The organism is Anaerotruncus sp. 80, from assembly GCF_009936115.1.
Classification (GTDB): domain Bacteria; phylum Bacillota; class Clostridia; order Peptostreptococcales; family Anaerovoracaceae; genus Senimuribacter; species Senimuribacter intestinalis.
The window spans coordinates 45,485-64,902 of record NZ_QWES01000008.1; the positions used below are offsets into that span (position 1 = coordinate 45,485).

Below are 19,418 nucleotides of genomic sequence, written 5' to 3' on the forward strand. Positions count from 1 at the left end.
AGCACCTTAATTCAAATTCACTGTATGAGAAATTGTTGCGGCTCCCGTTTTGAGTGACACAGTTCTATTAGTATTCAAAAATAATTGATAAGTTAAAACAGCTGAAACTGATATATTTGCAGTTTTATCTTCTACATCTTGCGTATAACACACTTTAAAAGGTATCCCATGCTTTGTATCATCCTTTGCATTAGAAGAAGTCGTTGCTCTTGGCAAATCAATACTACTTGCATTTAAATTAGATATTCCAATATCAAAAGTTGCATTTGTTCCGCTTTTGCTAATAGTGTCACCTACGCTGATAGACAGATGGTCAATAATCGCAGATATCGCAGCAATCAAACCACTTCCCTGGCTGCCTACAACAGAGTTGAACACTTTAAAAACTGATGTTAATGCCCCATTGCCACTTGTAGGTTTTGTACTATTAACCGACATCAAATTATCTGGATCTCCCTTAAAAGTCACTTTTACACGAGACGGCTTTGCTAAAAGAATTGGAGATTCATATTTCATTTCTGTCGCATTATGCGATCTTGAAAAAACGCGAATCATCTCAAATCCAGTTGTCCCAGAACCAAAATTTTTTGGATCGCACTTGCTTACACTTATTACCACCATTTGCTTGTCCCTCGCAACTCCCCCAAGCGAGGAATTGGACTTATTGGCTACATGCTGATAAGCCGATGTAGATGCTGCCATTGCAAATTTTTTTGATTCTACTTCAGGCTCTTGCACAGCTTCCTTCTCTGCAGCTTCCAATTCCTGATTAAAAAGTTCAACCTGTTCCTTGAATGTGTTGCCATAAAGCATAACAGACTGATTATCTTCATCTTCTAGGTCAAGTAAGGTAAAACTGATAATCGTCTTGCTGAAAGTTGCCATTGCAGTAATATCGATAATTCCATTGTATTTATCGTCAATTACAACCTCAAAAGCACCTGTATAGAACTTTTTATTCTTCACATATTTGATGTCTAGTTCCTTTTCTTTAAAAGAAAAGTTATAGGACTCTCCAAACATTTTGGCGACAGCATCACCCGAAACCAAAACCTTGTCCTCGGATTCTTGAATATCCGTCACATTCATAATAATATTATTATTCTCTTTCGAATAAGTATCATCACCTATTTTCTTATACTGTTTGATAATTTCTTTATCTTCTTTGGATGTAGAAATATCCAGTTTAATTGTAGCTTTTTTAGCTACCGATGAATTTGCAAATGCCGTTAAACTCGAAGTTAATATAAGCAAAACAGACATAACAATAACAAAAAATTTTTTTCATTTTTCTTCCTTTCTTCTTTTCCTATATTGCTATTCGTAATGAAAATATATAGAAAACATTGTAAATTACGGCTTCAATTTTACTCTGATTACCATTTTGATAAAGTTTGTATTTATGCAAAATGTTCTATTTAGCTATTCCATTTGTTTGCTAGAATAGCTAAATATATATCGCCTGTTTTGTACCTCATCGGATTCATCTTTCTCATCTTTCCTATTCCCTTCTTCAATCAGCTAATTCATCGTCCATAACGGTTTCTTTTATACCTCAGTAAGTTAGAATCATCATTGCGCTGTATAAGACTGTTATAACATAGTCCATATATAAAGTCTTAAGTTTAATATGCTTTTTCATAACTCGTTTTTGTTATTGTCTCAACTAACTTTCCATTTTTATAAAATTTAACTGTTGCCTGCAAATGATATGTTCCCTTACTTGTTAATTTGTAACTATCTGACCATATCCATTGATTTAATTGTGGATATACTTTCTTGCTAAAAGTTTTCACTATTTTACCTGACGAATTTTTTATATAGGCTGTTATTTGTCCATAATCAATCTCTTTCCCCGGAAACAGTCGAGTACTCATCACGCAGTTTGCGGTTCCATTAGTTATAGAAAATGTAACATTCGCTGTTGCAAAATTCTCATACTGTAGTTCAATGTCAGGGGTTACTGCTGTTGATAAATCAGTTTCCGCACTTACAGAAACTGTTGATATTACTAATGATAGTAATACACACATTACTAAAATTGTTTTTCTCATAATAGAAATCTCCTTTATTCTTTTATATATAAAACAAATAAGACTGTTCTTATGGGGACAATTTTTCTGAAAAATTTTTATTTTTTTTAACTACGTAAACACTTACATTTATAGTAACAAAAAAGCACAAGAGCCTTGATAGTTCAATTCTCTCATGCTGTATTTTTAATACGACTGTAACAAACTTATTTTATAAAGGTATTTTGAGCAATTTTTAAAGTTTCTTCCTTACCTAGACTACTGCTGATATTTAAAAGATAGTCTCCTACTTGCCAAACGACCATATCAAAGTCATCATTGTAAAAATGCCATCCTTCAAATTCATTTACACGAATCTGCTCCCTTTGTAAATTCTCATTATCAATCGAAGCTGTTGTATCATTACTGGTATATGCCTCAAAATTAATATATTGATCATTATCATCCTTGTATATAATGGTCGTCATCCCCTGTTCTACATTTTTAAGGGAAAGCGCATATCCTTCTGGCACATAACTCAAATAAAATTCAGGCATTTCATTTTCTATTACGTTTCCATCTGATGGCTGCAAATCCGTATACCCATCTTTATCCACCATAAAAAATTCAAACAATTTCAATCTCACAGCATCTACCGAAACAACCAGCATCCCCAGTGTCAAGGTTAAAACTGCAACCAGTATCAAAGCCCTCTTTAACATTTTTTTCGAACTTTTACTTTTTGCTTTCTCGTGCATAACAAAAGGTGGATCCGGCATACTTTCGTCCAAAAGGGCTTCAGCATAGACTTTGCGGCTTTTGCTTAGCTCTTTTCCCAAAGCCATCAATATCTCATCGGTTTTCTTTTCAATATCATGCTCGTTCATCCTTAATCCTCCTTTCTGTCAACCAAAATGCTTTTAATTTTAATTCTTGCTCTGTACACTCTTTTCTTTACAAACTCTTCGCTGACACCAAGAATTTCTGCAATCTCTTTCCGTTGATATCCTTCACCATATTGTAAACAAATAATATCCCTATCAATATTGTCAAGCGTCCTCAATATATCCTGCATCTCTATCCCAAAGCCGTATTCATCATAGAGCACGGCTATATCTACCGCTTCCATTGTTAATGGTGCATTTGTAAAATATAATTCTTCTGCTTCTTGGATAGCTCCATTTTTTCGCCCAATATTAATTGCAGTATTTTTTGCAGCTGTACAAAGATAGCTTTTCAATTCATCTTGGGGTAACAATAACTTATCTTCATATCTTTCTATCAATTTAAAAAGAATTTCTTGCTCTACATCTTCTACAAGATGCCAATCTTTCAATATCTCGTAAGCAATTTTATGTATAACCGTACTATATTTTTCTATCAAAAGCTCTATAACTTTATCTCTTGCTAAATCACTCATAAAATTTCTCCTAAATAATTCCTGTTTTTATTATACTCTGTTTAGGAGAGTATTCATAGTGTGATTTTGCAAGTATAAATTCTTTATTTATACAATATCAAAGAAGTATGAAAAGTGTGTTTAGATTATTTTATTAGTAAAATTATATTCTATATTTGTCAAATTAAATCCCACTTAGTGATTGAAGTCACCTTGACAATTGCCCATATAGGAACCATATAGTGGCAGTGACAAAGTCACTAAATAGGTATGCTAACATTAAATCAAAAGGAAGCCTTGCGACGGTGTTCTTTCATCTTTCCTTCGCAAGTTGCTTCCCTTAAAAGACTTCGTTCAAAATGGTACAAACAAAAGCTTCATGCCAATACTATGCAACTATGGTAGCTTAATAGCATCGCCATAACTGGCAGTCAGAATGCCCACTGCATCCTCATAGGTATCTGCACCGGTAACAATTACCTTGCATTTTCCATTGGATAGATCTCCATAATTCCAGCTCATTCCCCCACCATCATAGCTTTCTACAGAAGGCACTACAATACAGACTTTGCGAAGGAATCGTTTAGAAAGAACTCTGCCGCCAATATACCTTTTAAGCTCATCATCCATAATCCGCTCTAATTCCGCTTTTGAAAGATTTTCGCCTTTCAGATTATATTCCAAATCCGATTCAGCCTCATCAAATCCTACTCCCACTGCAACGGGGAAGAGCAGTTCTTTTTTCAAAGTCAGGACATCATTGGAGATACGAAAATATCCCTTGTATTCGTCATGAGTCAGACAGTTCAAATGATAACTGCCATCAAGTTTCACCGTCACTTTCTCGCAAAAATCCAGATTTTTCGTCTGTATCAGAATGCCGGAAAACTCCCTATGCACCGGAAAAGGCACATTAAAAATCAAAAGCAGGATTACAAGTGCAATATATGGAAGTGCTTTTCTACATCTGTTTTTCATGGCAGACTTTTCCCAACTCTATATTTCAATGGCTCTTTTTACTATTTGCATTCAACTTCATTCTCTTGCTTCCACATTAGTCTATACCTTCTTTTTACTACTTGATTTGTTAGCAAAACTTTATTACCTTTACAATTAAGTCTTCTACCTGAATTTCATTGGTATTTTTATCTTTGTTTATATATAAAACAAATCGAGTCATACATTTGGGGACAGGATTTTCAAAATAATTAAAATCTCTTATTAAAAAATTTATTAGCTATGATATAGTTCAAAATAAGCGATATTTATCGCACATCCATTTTATAACAATAATAAATATACCTGTTTTAGAATATTATAAACTTCTTACATCCGAGATACAATAAAAGCAATCTTATTGTAAAAAGGAGAGATTTATTATTGAATAAGAAAGATATCGGAAAAAGAATACAACTGGCAAGAAATCAATCACACTATACCCAAGAAGCTCTAGCCGAGAAATTAGAAATCTCTTTAACACATATGTGTGCACTAGAAAATGGATATAGTGGACCTTCATTATCAATGCTCATGAAACTAGCAACTACCTTACAAGTATCTCTCGATTGGATTGTTTTTGGTATTGCAGAAAATCCTAATACAGAAATCTATAGGGTGCTCGCTGATTGTTCAGAAGAAGAATTACGTATTTTTACACTTGTAATTAAATCTTTAAAAAGTGGACTAAGAAGTGACCAACTTTAAATTCATCTATAGTTTGCTAATTCGTCCATACCCCATAATCCATCCATTCCCCACCGCATATTGTCTTTCTTTACACTGGTCTCCGCTATTGCCCTCTATGGTAGTTACAATATCGTTCTTGCAGCCCTTTACAATGCCGACATGGTCGGCTACTCCGTTGCCGTTCCAGTCAAAAAATATAATCATACCAGCTTTGGGTTCTATCTTCCCGCTGTACCATTGCTTTTTCGATATAAACCAGTTTACACCGTCCTGGCAATAAGAGAACTTCGGTGCATCACCCTTCTCTATATATCCCGCCTTATCTGCGCACCAGCTGACAAAGCAGGCGCACCAGTCAACATGAGTTTCAAAACCATACCAGCTCCAGTATTTCATTCCCCCGACATTTCCAAGCTGTGATTCTGCAATCTCTACAATCGTCCCATTTTCAGGAATATCGTCACTCTCGTCATCTCCATAAAGCGCCATCGACGCAGCAAAGAGTATAACTACTACAAGAATTATAGCGACAAACATACTGCTGGAAAGCATCGGTATCTTTACTCGCCTATAGAACTTCCCTCTCCTCATAGTTCTCTGTAAAGAAGTTGCCACATTCATGTTCTGGAAAACTGGCAGTTCCTGAAAGAAAGACAGAACTGCCTTGTTTCCGCCACTACCCCGGTATGAAGAATATACCTTAGTACTACTGGAAGAACGCCGTTTCCGAATCATAATCTGTATCATTCTTCTACGCTCAAACTGTTTTCTCGCTCTCTTTCTGGAAGCTATAAAACGCCTTGACGGCTGGCTTAGAGCCGAAGTAAACCCGCCTGCTCTTTCTTCCATTTCTGTGTTTTCTGCACCTTGCAGCCCTGCCCTCTGGCGATGTTCTTCTGATCTGCCATGCAAAACCTGCGTATTCTGCCCCATATATTTCATTTTGATTTTCTGTTTTCTCCTTTGCTCCACGAAAAGAGAACGCCCCTGGCGAACAATTCGTCCAGAGGCATCTGCAATATGTTCCTGTGCATAAGCGGCAGGGTTATCCTGCCGCTGCGATGAGGCTTCCCGGCTTTGCAGCTTTCCATACTCCTTCGCTGCTCTGCCACCTTTGATCCAGGCGTACCGAACAAGCTGCCGTCTCATCTTGATTTGGAATCTGTCTTTTCTCATCTCAGAAGTTTTCAGCTCTACTTCCTTTATCTTTACATTCATTTATCGTTCCTCTCCGGGTTTTGTAGTCATCAGCTGATAAAGCTGTGTATTTCTAGGAAAACTGTTTTCAAAAGGAACCAGGGTGTTCCCGACCTTAACCAGACCGCTTCCTGCTTCCACATTGGTGATATAGGACAGCTGATTGTCTGAAATGTTCAGCAGCTTGGCAAGCTCTGCCCGGTTAATTGCCGCCTGATTCAGCATGATTACAAATTCCGAGTTGGAAATCATGGTTCTTGCCGTATGGGACTGGAGCAGATCTTCCACGTCCTGTGTAATACCGGTGCAGTAAGCGCCGTACTTTCTCACTCGTTTCCAAAGTTTAAAGAGGAACTGCGCCGTATATTCGTGCATAAAGAGCAGGTAAATTTCATCAATATAGATAAAGGTCTGCTTTCCTGTCATTCGGTTCTTTGTAATCCTATTCAAAATGTTGTCCAGTATGACAAGCATTCCAACGGCTTTCAGCTGGTCGCCAAGCTCTAAAATATCGTAGCATAAAAGTCTGCTGTGGGTATCTGCATTGGTCTGTTTGGCAAAGGTGTTGAGACTGCCTGTAGTAAACAGTTCCAGCTCCAGCGCTAAAGACTTTGCTGCAGGCTCCGGCTGCCTTAAAAGCTCATCTCTGAAATCCTGCAAAGTCGGCGGCACCCCCTGGTAGTTCCCCTGCATATAGTAGCGGTAGACATTTTCGGTGCAGCGGTCTATGATGGACTGCTGCCCTTTGGCAAACTTGTTTCCCGCTATGATCTGTTCGCAGAGGGACTGCAGAAACTGGGACTTTTCAATGATAGGATTGACTTCTCCGTAATCCTTGTGCATATCCATGGCGTTGATGTGGGCGCCGCTGCTTGCAGAAATCTCAATGACTTCACCGCCAAGAGCATTGACAAGAGGCGCATACTCCCGCTCTGGATCTACAATGATGATGTCCGCGTCCGTGGAAAGCATTAAATTTGTGATTTCACTTTTAGCAGCAAAGGATTTGCCGGAACCAGAGACACCGAGTATAAAGGAATTGCCGTTGAGAAGCCGTCTGCGGTCTGCAATAATCATATTGCGGCTCTTTACATTCTGACCGTAATAAATGCCATGTTCGTGGCGAACTTCCTGCACACGAAATGGAATAAAGGCAGTAAGTGCTTCTGTGGTTAAAGTTCTGCTTAAGTTAAGTCTTTTCGGACCTGCAGGAAGCACCGTGTTCAGTCCGTCAAGCTGCTGAAATTTCAGCACGCCGATTTGGCACAGACTTTCCTGCCCGGCAGCCTGAATCGTTTTTGTGTCCCGATTCAGCTCTTCCAGGGTATCTGCCGTATGCACAATGGTAATAGCTGCAAGCATCATACGCTGGTCCCTGGTCTGCAGGTCGTCTAAAAACTCTCTCAGCTGTTTCCTTTGTAGCTCCATGTCATAAGGCACTTCTGCCGTAAAGTTGTTGTTCGCATTCTGCCTCCGCTGCCACTGGGTAATGTTTGTATCCACGCCAAGCAGTCTGTTCTCCACATCTCGAATGGCTGCGCCGGTCGAAACCGGCGTCACATCTACCGACAGCATCATGTTCTTCTTCCGGTCTGTCAGCTGGGTCACAATGTCGTCCGGAATATATGACGCATACTCTTTTAAGAAGAGCACTCTCGCATACCGCTCTCCGATGCGAATATGGTCCGGCTTTACCTCCATGTGGTCCGGGCAGATATAGTCCTTGAAGCTGTGTCCTCTGCTTCGCAGCATATCGAGATCCAGCTGATACAGAATCTCCTCTCCGTAGCGATAAAAGTCATGGAAGATCTGCAGCCGTTCTACTGCATTCAGCTGCTGGCAGGAAGCTCCCATTCTCGATAAATGCGCTGTCAGTCCTGTTCCTATGCGTTCAAAGGACATCTGTGCTTCCTCTATGCTCTGCGCCTCTACTGTCACCGTAAAATATTTTTCCTGCACGATAGTATTTCCGGTCGCTTTAGACAGCAGCATCTGATTGTATTCTTTCCGGTAAACATTTACGCCGTCCTCCCGCTCCGGCAGAAGAATATCCCGCTCAAAGTCCTTGCGGTTCAGTCTCCGGTTGTTTACGGTAATCTTGGTCGATGCGCTTGCGTCAAAGGAGTTAATCAATGCCATATACCCTTTCAGCATATCCATCTTGTCATCGTAAGAAGCCACCGCATAATTAATATCTGTAAACCGGTAAGTCTGACTGTAGGTGTTTTTATCGGTGACAAAAAGCCCGTCATCATAGATAGTGCTAATCGGCACTGCCTCCTGCACGCTTCTTGGAATTCGCATTTTTTTAGTTTTCTGCTTTTTCTTTACCATTTCTTCTCCTTTCCGTATTCTTGTGTAGTCTTCGTCTTTTTACGCTTTTCTGCAAAGTATGCTCCAGCACATTGACAGGCTTAAAAACTGAGCCCTTTGGCATCAGCAGTTCGGAACGAATCACTGCAGCAAGCAGCTGCTCTGCCGTCATCCCGTTATATGTCACAAACCCTAAAAGTCCGCAGGGCAGCATACCAAGAATACACGCCCATGACACTGCCTCCATTCCAATCGCATCCTTTAATAAAAAGAAAATGCCCACCGATACCAGACAGCCTAGACCACTAAAAAGGAACTGACGCAAGGTCAGTCCCCAGAATACTGATTCCGAATAGTTGCGAATTTCAGGATTCACACTGATCGAAATACTGTTATTTGCTCTTCCCGTTTCCAAGTTTTTCTCCTTTCGATTCAATCATTACAGTCCCATCATCTCTCTGACCAAATGGTCTGCCATTTTAACAGCGCCGACAAGAATCAGCATATTAAAAATCAGCTCTCCGATATATGCCCATGCCATCGCTACTGCGGATTCTCCCGCTGCAAGTTCCGGCGGCGCAGCTGCAAAGGCGGAAAAGATGACGCAGGCAAGCAGGATAACCACACCCTCCATGCAGACTGCAGCATAGGATTTTAGAAAGCTTTTCCCGATATGTTCTGTCGGCTCTCCTGCAAAGGTGGACAGCGGAACTGCAGCGATTGCCGTATACATATACAGCTTAAAAAATCTTCCGTATACGCTCATGATGATGATAAAGGACAGCACCGTGATTACAAGACTTCCGATGATGGTTACCGCCCACAATGGAATACTTTCGAAGAAACCGCAGTCCTCAATGGCAGTAATCAGCTCTGCCGGAAGCTGCACTACTGAGGCGCTGCCAAGACCTGCTGTCTGCATAACGGTCGAAATGGTTCCCTGCATGATTTCAAAGATTGCCATCATCAGCTCAAGACCATAGGTTACAACCCCTTTTGCCAGCGCAAACCGGATAAACAGCAGAATCGCCTTTTCCGGTTTACGCATTTCAGTGATGCTTCCGCAGGTCTTTACAACGCCTACAAGGAAAAACAGTACCAAAAGGGCAAGCCCAATCGCCTGCAGCGCCCCATGTATATCTAGTATCACCTGCCAGATGCCGCCGCCTCTGAATTCCTCCGGTGACTCGGTTAATAAGGTCCAGATTTCAGACAGCTTCCCGTTCCAGGTCGATAATGCGTTCTGCAGGTTTTGTACAACCCAGTTATCTGACATAAGTCACCTGCCTTTCTCTTTCTTCACCCATACATTCAGCCTGCCGTTAACCTGTAATCAGGTCCAGGATTTCTTTGGTAAAAGTGATTACGATGCCGCCAACAACTGTCAAAATCCCGTTTGCCCGCTGTGACGGGTCATGGGATTTTAATGAAAGTCCCACCTGCATAATGCCGTATCCGAGCATAATCAAGCCAAATGCCCGAATCAATGCAAAAATGAACTTAGACAGGTTGTTTACAACACCTAATGGGTCTGTTGCTGCTGCAAATACGCTTTGGGGAAACAGCAGCGCGCTTCCGAAACAGACTGCCAGCAGTCTTCTCTTTACAGAGTTCTCTCTTTTTAATGCCTTTTTCTCTTTCAATTCAATTCTCCTTCTTCCTGATACTGTTCTAATAGTTCTTCTTCACTTAAAAGCTCAAACTGATCTTGCGTTTCATGCTCCTGCAGCTGGCTGCTGCGATCCTTTTCATCGCCGGGATAAAATCCAATCGTGCTGATGGTCCCCGCAGCCTCTGTAACCGCTCCATGCAGATACGGCATCATGCCGCCATCTTTGGTCAGCTTGATGTGCTTGTGTTTTATGAGGTCCAGTTTGTAGTCCATGACAGGACGTTCGCCCCGGATAAAGAGGAGTGCGTATCTGTTGTCCAGCATACGCACTTCGTCCGGCGTCATCAGCTCTCTGCCGCTGTTTTGATAATTGGTAGAGTAACTGCCGCTCTTTCCTGTAGATTTTCCGTAGGTGTTGGTATCAATCGTCTCCTTTCCCAAAAGCTCGCTGACATATTTATGGGTAGCCTGCTCGTTGCCGCCAAGATACAAAAAGGTGTCGCAGTTTCCCACAATGCTTTCCCACTGCTTTTCAAAGAGGGCTTTCAGCTGCGCCAGATTTTGCAGGATAATGCTCACCGAAACGCCGCGGGAGCGCATCACGGAAAGGATTTTGTCAAAATCGTCAGGCAGCGAAACATTGGCAAACTCGTCCATCACAAAGTGACAGTGGACAGGCAGGCTTCCGCCGTATTTATGGTCTGCTGCATAAAAAAGCTGCTGAAACAGCTGGGTATATAAAATAGACACCAGGAAATTAAAGCTGGTGTCGTTGTCCGGTATAACAGCAAAGAGCGCCGTTTTTTTCTCTCCCATAGTATCAAGGTCAAGCTCGTCCGTCCGGGTGAGCGCTGCCAGACTGCTCAGGTTGAATTTTTCAAGCCTTGCAGCTAATGTAATCTGTATGGACTTTAAGGTCTTTGCAGAGCCGCTGCGATAGTCCCGGTAATATTTCACTGCGATATGTTCAGGGTGCTCCATTTCAAGGTCGTAAAACAGGTTGTCAAGAGGACTTGGAAAATCCTCCTCATCTTCTTTGATTTCGCCAGCTCTAAGCATTTCCATCACCATGGAAAAGTTCTGTTCCTCTTCTGGCGCTTCATATTTGAGATAGAAAATGAGGGCTAAAAGCAGCATGGAGGCTGCCGTGTCCCAGAACGGATCGCTGCTCTGGCTGCCTTTCGGTGTAGTTGACTTAAATAAATTGGTAGCCAGCTTCTGCACATCGTTATCCGACCTGAGATAGACAAACGGGTTATAGCAGTGGCTCTTTTCCATATTGATTAAGTCAATCACCTTGACCTCATACCCTTGCGATTTTAATAAATGTCCAACAGAGCTTACGATTTCGCCTTTCGGGTCCAGCGCCACAAAAGAGGTATTCGCCTGCATAATGTTAGGCTTGCAGTAGAATCTGGTTTTCCCCGCGCCGCTTCCTCCGATGACAAGCACATTCAAATTTCTTCGGTGTTTTCTGCCGTCTAGTCCAATGCTGACGGACTGGGTCAAAAGCTTGTTCTCTGATGCCGGCTGCTGCCTGTACTTTTTGTTAATATCGGATGGATTCCCCCATCTTGCAGAACCATGTTCCACGCCTCTCCTGTAATTGCGCCTTGACGAAACATAGATGCAGATTCCGCCGGCGTAAAGCAGCAGCCCGATGGCGACTGCCCTTAAACTGTCCTTGCACCATGTCACATGAAAAGGCTCTGACAAAGACAAATTCAGCCCCTGTATCAGCCCTGCAAGCCCCTCTGATAAATACGGTGCAGTCAATAATGATAGCCAGATTACGAACGGCACGCCTGCGGCAGTCAATGCCAGCATTGTCATGGATTCACTATATTTAGCGTTCACTGTCCCCTCTTGCTTTCTGATTTTTTTCCTTTTCCGTAAACAGATACACCTCGTTCTTCATCTGTGAATACACCTGCTTTGCCCGGTGAAAAGCATCACGAAGTGCTTCTTGCTCCATATCCTTTGGAAGCGCAGGACATTCTGCCTGAAATCCAAACTCCCTGTCCAGCATATATCTGATGCAGGCTAAAGAAACCATATCACTTTCTGATGTTCTATCTGTAAATCCTAGTTTCAGCTTTGCCACCTCCTGAGTCAGTCCCTTAAAGAAAGACTCTGCAGCAAGACCTCGTTTCAGATAAATCACCTGCTGTGCTTCATCAAATCTCGCAGGCTGTTCGCTGTATGTCTGCTCATTATCTGCTCTGACTTCTACCGGCGCTTTGGCAATCACCGCTCTTAAAATCTGCTTTTCCGTTAATACCGGTTTTCTCTTGGTATCTATGCTGGTAGTCTGACTGATGTCAAAGACCTTTTTCAAGTTATATCCGATACCTTCACTTCCATCTTCCTTCTGATAAGTATAAGGTTCTAAAATGGAAATTCCTTTCGCACCTTTCTGAATGTACGCACCGTTTTCTGCCCATCCTGCATATTCTTTCAGTTTAGTCGCATTCGGTCTTTGGGCTAAAATCAGCATCACATTAGAAACAGAGTACCGGTCAAATGTAGACTGCAAATTGAGATACTGCTCCAGTTTCTTTGGACTTTCAATCACTGCATCAAATTGTGCCTGAACTAAGTGATATGCGTCCTCCCGTTCTTTTCTTTTATGCTCCTTATATTCCTCCTGCGAATACTGCTTCTGTGCTCCGGTTTCTTTCTCTGATAATAAGTCGTATAAATTGTCCATATGTTACCTTTCTTCCTTTTCTTTCTTGAAAACTCGTTTGAGGATATTTTCTCTTTCCTCATCGTCCATCTCTTTATACCGATTCAGCTTCTCTCGAACTGACGGTTTGGCAGTCAGTTTTGGGTTAGAAAAAGTTTCTCTCTCTGCTTCCGTTTTCCTTAAGTCTTGCCCGAACAGAGACTTTTCCTCTGTCCCGGCATCCCGGGGGTTTACATCCAGCAGCACCTCATCCAGCAGTTTCTCTGCGTTTGAGGAAGCGGACTGTTCACGCACTTGCTCGCCTGCCTCCTGTGTGCTGACTGTTGCCATCTTAAATCTCTCCACAATGCGGTTGATTTTGGGCGCATCCTCAGACCTTGTTATGATGTCAACAGCTCCGTCTACCCGTTGTCCGGCTTTGCTCTTTACAACGCAGTACAAAATCCCGTACTGTTTTGCTTCCTTCGCAAAATTTTTCAGGTCTTCCCCTGGAATGGAAAACACCGTAAGTTCTTTTCCGGATTTAATCAGTTTTGTAAGCCTGGTTCTTCCTCTGCTAGTTTTATCCTCTTTGGACAGGGCTGCAAGAATTGCAACTAGATTTTTTGCTGCACTGCCGCTTACCCGCAGCGCTACATCCATACCCTCAAGTGACATACGTACCACCTGTTCTGCTGCATCTCCTCCGTAATTCAAAGTTCCATCTCCCTTTCTGCTTTCTTTTTTTCTCTAGGTTTTCTTGTTTCTCTGGCACCGGCTTCTCTTATCTTCCCTTTCATCTCATCACTTCGGTTTATGATAGCTTTACAAAGTGATATTTGTTTTCGCAAAGTTCTCATCTGCCCTGTTAAATCTGCAATCTGTTCCCTTTCCGCAGACTTTGCTTTTTCAGAGCCTCCTTTCTGATATGCAGTCCCCCGGCAGAGTTCCCTTTCTGCCGCCAGCTCTTTCATCTGCATTTCCAGCAGTTCTTTTTTCGCCTGCAGCTGTTCCTTTGTTTCAATTCGGTTTCTGCAAAGAAATCTCGCTTCTTCTGTGATAGAATTCAGTTTTAACAAATCGTCACGATAAAAAGGCTTGACCCTTTTCTTTTGCGCTTTCTGCCTTTGCGGAAATACACCAAGCAGATAGCAGTAGTGAAAATATAGACCAAGCAGACCGCCGGCTTTTTTCTTCGGACGGTTTGCTTTCACTTTGTACTTCTTAGCCTGATAGGAAAGCTCTCGCTTTTGATATGCACTGTACGCTGCATACTTGACAGGGCTTTTCAGCCTATCCATAATTTTTTCATTGGTATACGCTGCCCCCATGCGAGCAAGTCTGATCGGTCGCTGCCAGTCCCTTTGACTGATGGTCCAGTATTTCCGGTTTGCACCAAAGCGGCAGATATATCCCTCCTTTCTTAAATGCAGAGAAAGTTCCTGCAGATTATGACTGACTAAAATCGCCTCATCAACCGCTGCTTTCGCTAGATTTAATCGTGTAGGCTTTCCTTTCTGTTCTTCCTTGTAAATCGGCAGCGGCACTCTGCGGTTTTCCGGTATTTCTATGGTCTTTAGATTATGGTTTCTGCATACCTGATCTGATATTTGAGACAGCTCTCTCCACTGTTTGGCTCTGCATCTTTTGCCATCCACAAAGGATACGGAGTTCACTACAAAGTGGTTGTGCAGGCAGTTTGAATTCAGATGCGTGGCTACCACAACCTGAAACCTTTTTCCCCAGACCTCTTTGGCAAATTCCATTCCGATTTCATGTGCCTGCTCTGCGCTCAGTTCACCTTGCTCAAAACTTTGATAGGCGTGATAGGCAATGATGCCGCCCGTTTTACCAAACTGTTTCTTAACAAGCGGAAACTGCATTGCCGCAGTTTCCGCATCGCAGTTAAGTCCGCTGACAAAAAGTCCCTGTTCTGTTTTACTTTCATTTGCCGCATAATCTAAAACGTTCTGTAAAGCCATGTCCGTCTTTTGAGGATTCTTGACATAGGAGAGCACATCGCCAATCCATCCTCTTACCTGCCAGATTTTAGTTACTGCCATACTTCTGAAACTTCCGGTTCTAAAAACTTCTTCTCAAGTGCCAGCCTGAAATTCCTTAAATTCTCAATTTCAAATTCCAGCGCTTTCACATCTGCAAAGCCAAAAGTATTTGCTCTGGCTGCAATTTGATTTAAGTTATTTCCAATGGCAGTGATCTGATTCATAGCCTTGTAGAAATCTGCCTGCGGCTTTTCTTTAGGAAGAAAGCCTTGAATCAGCATCCGAATCAGCGCTGCTTCTGTCAGACAGGTTGCTTCTGCTTTTTCTTTCAGCTGGCGGTCTTCTTCCTCGCTTAGCCATATTTGTTTTTTAATTGTTCGATTCATAAGTTCTTCATCTCCTTTTCTGTGTTGAGGGTTTCAGGGATCTCCCTGACAAGCTCTTTTTCTCCGGCAGGAGTAAAAAGGGTCTGCTTGCTAAAGTTTCATCCGCCGGTCATCTTTGATGACGATCAGATACTTTTCTCTTTAATTCTCTCAGCTCATCGTTCATGTCTTTGCCGTATTTAGGATAATCCAGGACTACATCATAGTCGGATTTTAACAGTTCCCACATCTGGGCTGCCGCCTTTTTCCCGGCGTCATCGTTGTCTAAATGCAGCGTAACGGTCCTGGTCTGTCCATGCGTATCAAGATAATATTTTAATGCAGGCAGCAGTTTCTGCTCTTTTGTAACGGCAACTCCACCCAGGGACAGACAGGTATCTTCCCGCCAGCTTCTATGTTTCAGCTTCCGAATAGAAAGAAAAGACAGCGCATCAATGGCACTTTCAAATACGTGCAGGTTCGATAAATCCGCCTGCTCATTTACAATCCGAAAAGAAAATTCTTTGCTGCTTCCCGGTATTTCACCAAGAATTCTCTTGTCATTTGTGCTTCGATATGCCCCATACGCAGCTTTGCCCTCGTCATTTTTTCCAATAAAAATTGCATTGTGATAAGGCTTTGCTTCATAAAGCAGTCCTTTCGCAATGCAATCGTATAGGATTTCCATATCAATTCCTCTATGATACAGGTATGCTATTACCCTGTCGTTGTTTTCACATGGCGGCGGCAGCGTGAACTCTTTTTTATCATTTACTACAGGTTTCATATCCTGCACCGGCACTCGCTCCAGTCCCAGCAGGTATTTTACCGCTTCTACAAACGGCACACCCTCTACCTTAGACAGATAATCCAGTGCGCTGATACCACCGATATTCTGCGCCCACCACATCCATTTTCCGTTGGAAATTTTCAGGCTGCCGTGGCTCTTAGTGGAATAAACATTGGGGCTGATGCGCACAAGTTCGCCCGGATTGTAGCAACGCAAATATGTTAAAAGATCCATTTCTCTTGCCCTCGCAATGAGTTCCTTTGAATAATATGACATCTGTTACCTCCCTTTTTCCTTAAATTTTCTTTCCTGTGAGCCAGGCGCAATGGCAAGCGTATCCTTTTTTCTGCTGTACTCATATACACAGTTGCTTAAAATATGTCCCTCTGCGACAGCGTCTGCATTAGCTTCCCGCACAATTTTTCCAAGGTGCTTTGGAGATAACTCCCTAAACTTTGGCATGATAATCACCTCATCTATACTGCTAGGAAGCACATAAAAATCAGCACACAGTTTTCTGCCAATCTGCGCAAGCACACCCGGATAACAAATAACTGATGCTCCCCCTGTTTTTTCCCGATTGGTAAGTACATACATATCTGGCAGCAAAGGATCGTCATTTTCTAACAGGTTCCTTTCTTTTGAAAGAAATATTCCATTCATACGGGTTAATTCCGCCGGTTTCTGCGCCATCGAATTCTGCTGTGCGAGTCTGTCAAGTTCCTGCAAATCTATATCCATATCCTTTAGATGATCATAGGTAATCTTTATCGTCCACCCTGGTGCAGGTTCCAAAAAATATATTTTTACCAGATTCTCAATTCGCTTGTGTGGATAATTTTTTAAGCCGGCACCATTATCTTCACCACTAACCAGTTTGAAAAAAATATACTGCCTTATATCAGTTCCTTTTAAGGAAATCAGCTCTGCCAAGAGATCCGTTTTTTCAAATAATGCAATGAAGCTCTCTGCAGTATCTCGAATCACATCGTTTACAGCTGTTCCTGATATCACACGGTCATACATATCCTCTATATATAGTATCGGGGATGCATCTTTGCCCGGTAAGTGAAGATTGACTCCGTGATAAGTCTTTCCATTGTCTTTCAGCACCTCATGCAGTTCTACTTCTGCATTCTGAAATGGCGGCGGCATATAGTCCGTTAAACGTTCCACTACATAATTGGTAAACTCATTCATGTTCATCATATTTTTTCTCCTTTCCCAGTACCTTTTGCAGTTTTTCTTTGTACCATAGCATTCGCCTCTGCATTTCTTGATTTTTCGGCCGCTTCTTCTGGTCTGCTTCCATAGTTTTCACCTCCTTTTCTTTACTCATATTACCTTTCATAATCCTGTCCTTTGCACGCCGGCTGCCGGCTTGCACCTCTCTGCTGCATTCTCTCCTCTCTCATGTAAAGCAGCAGATTGTTCATTTCCGCTTTCGACAAAGTGATACCTCTGCTCATGCGTTCATGCTTCGGGTCCCAGCTTCTGATGTCATACTTAGGTTCATCTCCATTCCAGGATATGAGGTTGAGTTCTCTTTTCCACCCTTGCGAGTTTTCCGACAGCACCCCTAACTGACTGATGATTTCAAAGGTGATTGTCTTGTCCTTTTGTTCCATATGATTCTCCTTTCGTTTTTTGCAATAAAAAACCGAGGGGTTTGGTTAGTAACCACTCGGCGGTATATATTAGAATATCAAAATTATCAAATTCCTAAGGCAAACTATTGACTTTATAATTTGCAATAAAGAATAGTCCTTATTTAGTTCATATGCTTCATCGAATTCATCTCAAATGTATTTTTTCTTTCAACACATATAACCAATCACAAATTCTAAACTGATTTTTTTCAAGATTTATCTGCAAAACCACCTCATTATTATGTTCATATAAAGTAAATTCTTGCTCATTATCTATCCAAAGTAACTGTATTCTAAAGCAATTAGTCACATTTTCTGCTTCCTTTTTTATAAGATCAATCAACAACTCCATATTAGCTATAATTGTTTTCTCAACTATTTTCATTAAGCGTTTCCATTTGTTTTCCTCCCACATAGCCTCTGTTGACGAGCCATCTGACATATATCCTCCTCCGATTGAGCCAAAACAATCATCTTCATTTAAAGTGACAAAAGTCGAAATATTGGCTTTCCGTAATAAGTTATATCCTTTCTCATCAATATCTACACATGGTTTACCCTTAAAATGATTCTTTTCGATAAACTCTGGCCAATTTTTATGTATAATTTCAACCAGTTCTTGTTTAGCGAATACATGGTTGTCTTTATGCTTATACACTTGTAACATATACAAATCCGTATCTGTTACATATGCAAAAATTAAATATTTGCTACGCTTAGCCCATCCATCATCCCTGAATTGCCTGGTTAAGTGAAAATGATAAATATTCCAATCATTTAATAATCCATCATTGTAGTTTGCTTCTTTCAACTTTTCACTCATAAATACATTTAGGTCATCCCCGTTTTTTGCTCTCATTTCAAATTCATTAAAAGCTTCTTTATAATCCTTAGGACAAATAAATTCCTTAGATTTATGTATATTCCTCGGTTTCCTTGCAATTTTTCTTTTTTGCACATTAAAGAATTGATATAACGCCCGGTTTTGATCCACATCAGTATATCCAAGCTCTGTTAAATAATTATAAGCCATTCTATTTAAGTCGGATATTAAATCTATTTCTAACTCCCGATATGCATTCTTTACTATTTCACTATTATATTTCATTTTTTGTTCCCTACTTTTTTCTCAAAACATTAGAAACGGTAGCTTGAGAAATATCTAACATTGCAGCAATTTGTTCTTGGGTAATTTTATTCTTTGCTAAATCGCGAATCACATCATTTCTCTGCTCAATAGATGTAATCGCCGGTAATTTAGTAACCTGCTCTATTACGGTTCCTGATGCCGTTACAGTTTTTATTAATGTAGTTCCATTGTCTAATACTGCTCTTGCAATTCGTGCTCCGTTCTTTTTATTCACTTTATAAGCAAGAGAAACAACATTAGCTGCAGTCTGACCAAACTTTTGTAAATCAGAATTTTTAAATACTGTCATCAAATTGAAAGACATATTATACCTCCAAATTATTATTTTTATATTATTATAATATTATTTTAATAATTCGTCAAGCGATTTCTAATTGTATTTTTCAATATGACTCTTGCCATATATTATGCACCCTCCATTTCTTTTAAACTGATCTATAGCTCTTATAAGCGGCTTCAATATCACGCAAGCACACATATCTTATATACCTTATTTTTTATTTCTCCTCTAAATAATTACCTACTAACTCCCTATAAGGACTTTTCATAGACTTTCTGCATCCCATAAAATTCT

At 41.1% G+C, this 19,418-nt stretch carries 21 protein-coding genes; 1 reads left to right on the top strand and 20 read right to left on the bottom strand.

Annotated features, from left to right (window positions below; genetic code table 11):
• Positions 1 to 6: 6 nt before the first annotated feature.
• From D1155_RS04500 to D1155_RS04520, 5 genes are all read right to left on the bottom strand, one after another.
• Complete coding sequence (locus D1155_RS04500) at positions 7 to 1,263, bottom strand: hypothetical protein (RefSeq protein WP_160201203.1); 1,257 nt, start codon at positions 1,261 to 1,263, stop codon at positions 7 to 9.
• Positions 1,264 to 1,625: 362 nt separating this feature from the next.
• Positions 1,626 to 2,054: a hypothetical protein gene (locus D1155_RS04505; protein WP_160201204.1), complete on the bottom strand. Its 429-nt coding sequence runs from the start codon at positions 2,052 to 2,054 to the stop codon at positions 1,626 to 1,628.
• 185 nt (positions 2,055 to 2,239) lie between these two features.
• Positions 2,240 to 2,899, bottom strand: coding sequence for a DUF4367 domain-containing protein (locus D1155_RS04510; RefSeq protein WP_160201205.1), 660 nt, complete (start codon positions 2,897 to 2,899; stop codon positions 2,240 to 2,242).
• Positions 2,900 to 2,901: 2 nt separating this feature from the next.
• On the bottom strand, positions 2,902 to 3,432 hold the full coding sequence (locus D1155_RS04515) for a sigma-70 family RNA polymerase sigma factor (protein WP_160201206.1): 531 nt from the start codon (positions 3,430 to 3,432) through the stop codon (positions 2,902 to 2,904).
• A gap of 375 nt (positions 3,433 to 3,807) precedes the next feature.
• Positions 3,808 to 4,389, bottom strand: a complete 582-nt coding sequence (locus tag D1155_RS04520; protein WP_160201207.1) for a hypothetical protein — start codon at positions 4,387 to 4,389, stop codon at positions 3,808 to 3,810.
• A gap of 402 nt (positions 4,390 to 4,791) precedes the next feature.
• Here D1155_RS04520 and D1155_RS04525 point away from each other — a divergent pair, with 402 nt between their 5' ends.
• Entirely contained in the window at positions 4,792 to 5,115 is a 324-nt protein-coding gene (locus D1155_RS04525) for a helix-turn-helix transcriptional regulator (protein ID WP_160201208.1), read from the top strand.
• 6 nt (positions 5,116 to 5,121) lie between these two features.
• Here D1155_RS04525 and D1155_RS16080 read toward each other — a convergent pair whose 3' ends face one another.
• From D1155_RS16080 to D1155_RS04600, 15 genes are all read right to left on the bottom strand, one after another.
• Complete coding sequence (locus D1155_RS16080; RefSeq protein ID WP_160201209.1) at positions 5,122 to 6,315, bottom strand: CHAP domain-containing protein; 1,194 nt, start codon at positions 6,313 to 6,315, stop codon at positions 5,122 to 5,124.
• Positions 6,316 to 8,628, bottom strand: coding sequence for a VirB4-like conjugal transfer ATPase, CD1110 family (locus tag D1155_RS04535; protein ID WP_160201210.1), 2,313 nt, complete (start codon positions 8,626 to 8,628; stop codon positions 6,316 to 6,318).
• Positions 8,603 to 9,022 (bottom strand): PrgI family protein, encoded by a 420-nt coding sequence (locus D1155_RS04540; RefSeq protein ID WP_201759525.1) that lies wholly within the window; start codon positions 9,020 to 9,022, stop codon positions 8,603 to 8,605. The genes D1155_RS04535 and D1155_RS04540 overlap by 26 nt, the downstream gene beginning before the upstream one ends.
• Before the next feature lie 24 nt (positions 9,023 to 9,046).
• Positions 9,047 to 9,883, bottom strand: coding sequence for a hypothetical protein (locus D1155_RS04545; RefSeq protein WP_160201211.1), 837 nt, complete (start codon positions 9,881 to 9,883; stop codon positions 9,047 to 9,049).
• A 46-nt stretch (positions 9,884 to 9,929) separates the two neighbouring features.
• On the bottom strand, positions 9,930 to 10,202 hold the full coding sequence (locus D1155_RS04550) for a glutamyl-tRNA amidotransferase (RefSeq protein WP_243151019.1): 273 nt from the start codon (positions 10,200 to 10,202) through the stop codon (positions 9,930 to 9,932).
• Positions 10,203 to 10,246: 44 nt separating this feature from the next.
• Positions 10,247 to 12,052 (bottom strand): VirD4-like conjugal transfer protein, CD1115 family, encoded by a 1,806-nt coding sequence (locus D1155_RS04555; protein WP_160201306.1) that lies wholly within the window; start codon positions 12,050 to 12,052, stop codon positions 10,247 to 10,249.
• 13 nt (positions 12,053 to 12,065) lie between these two features.
• The gene (locus D1155_RS04560; protein ID WP_160201212.1) at positions 12,066 to 12,929 is read right to left on the bottom strand and encodes an ArdC-like ssDNA-binding domain-containing protein; all 864 of its coding nucleotides are present in this window, start codon (positions 12,927 to 12,929) and stop codon (positions 12,066 to 12,068) included.
• A gap of 3 nt (positions 12,930 to 12,932) precedes the next feature.
• Positions 12,933 to 13,604 (bottom strand): PcfB family protein, encoded by a 672-nt coding sequence (locus D1155_RS04565; RefSeq protein WP_160201213.1) that lies wholly within the window; start codon positions 13,602 to 13,604, stop codon positions 12,933 to 12,935.
• Positions 13,601 to 14,950 carry a relaxase/mobilization nuclease domain-containing protein gene (locus D1155_RS04570; protein ID WP_160201214.1) on the bottom strand — a complete coding sequence of 450 codons (1,350 nt, stop codon included), beginning with the start codon at positions 14,948 to 14,950 and terminating at the stop codon, positions 13,601 to 13,603. The genes D1155_RS04565 and D1155_RS04570 overlap by 4 nt, the downstream gene beginning before the upstream one ends.
• The gene (mobC, locus tag D1155_RS04575) at positions 14,941 to 15,276 is read right to left on the bottom strand and encodes a plasmid mobilization relaxosome protein MobC (RefSeq protein WP_160201215.1); all 336 of its coding nucleotides are present in this window, start codon (positions 15,274 to 15,276) and stop codon (positions 14,941 to 14,943) included. Before mobC ends, D1155_RS04570 begins: the two co-directional genes overlap by 10 nt.
• 109 nt (positions 15,277 to 15,385) lie before the next feature.
• Positions 15,386 to 16,321 (bottom strand): DUF3991 and toprim domain-containing protein, encoded by a 936-nt coding sequence (locus D1155_RS04580; protein ID WP_160201216.1) that lies wholly within the window; start codon positions 16,319 to 16,321, stop codon positions 15,386 to 15,388.
• 3 nt (positions 16,322 to 16,324) lie between these two features.
• Entirely contained in the window at positions 16,325 to 17,254 is a 930-nt protein-coding gene (locus D1155_RS04585) for a DUF5688 family protein (RefSeq protein ID WP_160201217.1), read from the bottom strand.
• Positions 17,255 to 17,385: 131 nt separating this feature from the next.
• Positions 17,386 to 17,673, bottom strand: coding sequence for a PC4/YdbC family ssDNA-binding protein (locus tag D1155_RS04590; protein WP_160201218.1), 288 nt, complete (start codon positions 17,671 to 17,673; stop codon positions 17,386 to 17,388).
• A 166-nt stretch (positions 17,674 to 17,839) separates the two neighbouring features.
• A complete protein-coding gene (locus tag D1155_RS04595; protein WP_160201219.1) occupies positions 17,840 to 18,802 on the bottom strand; it encodes a hypothetical protein in 963 nt (320 codons plus the stop codon).
• A gap of 10 nt (positions 18,803 to 18,812) precedes the next feature.
• A complete protein-coding gene (locus tag D1155_RS04600) occupies positions 18,813 to 19,133 on the bottom strand; it encodes a helix-turn-helix domain-containing protein (protein ID WP_207709511.1) in 321 nt (106 codons plus the stop codon).
• Between the last annotated feature and the right edge of the window lie 285 nt (positions 19,134 to 19,418).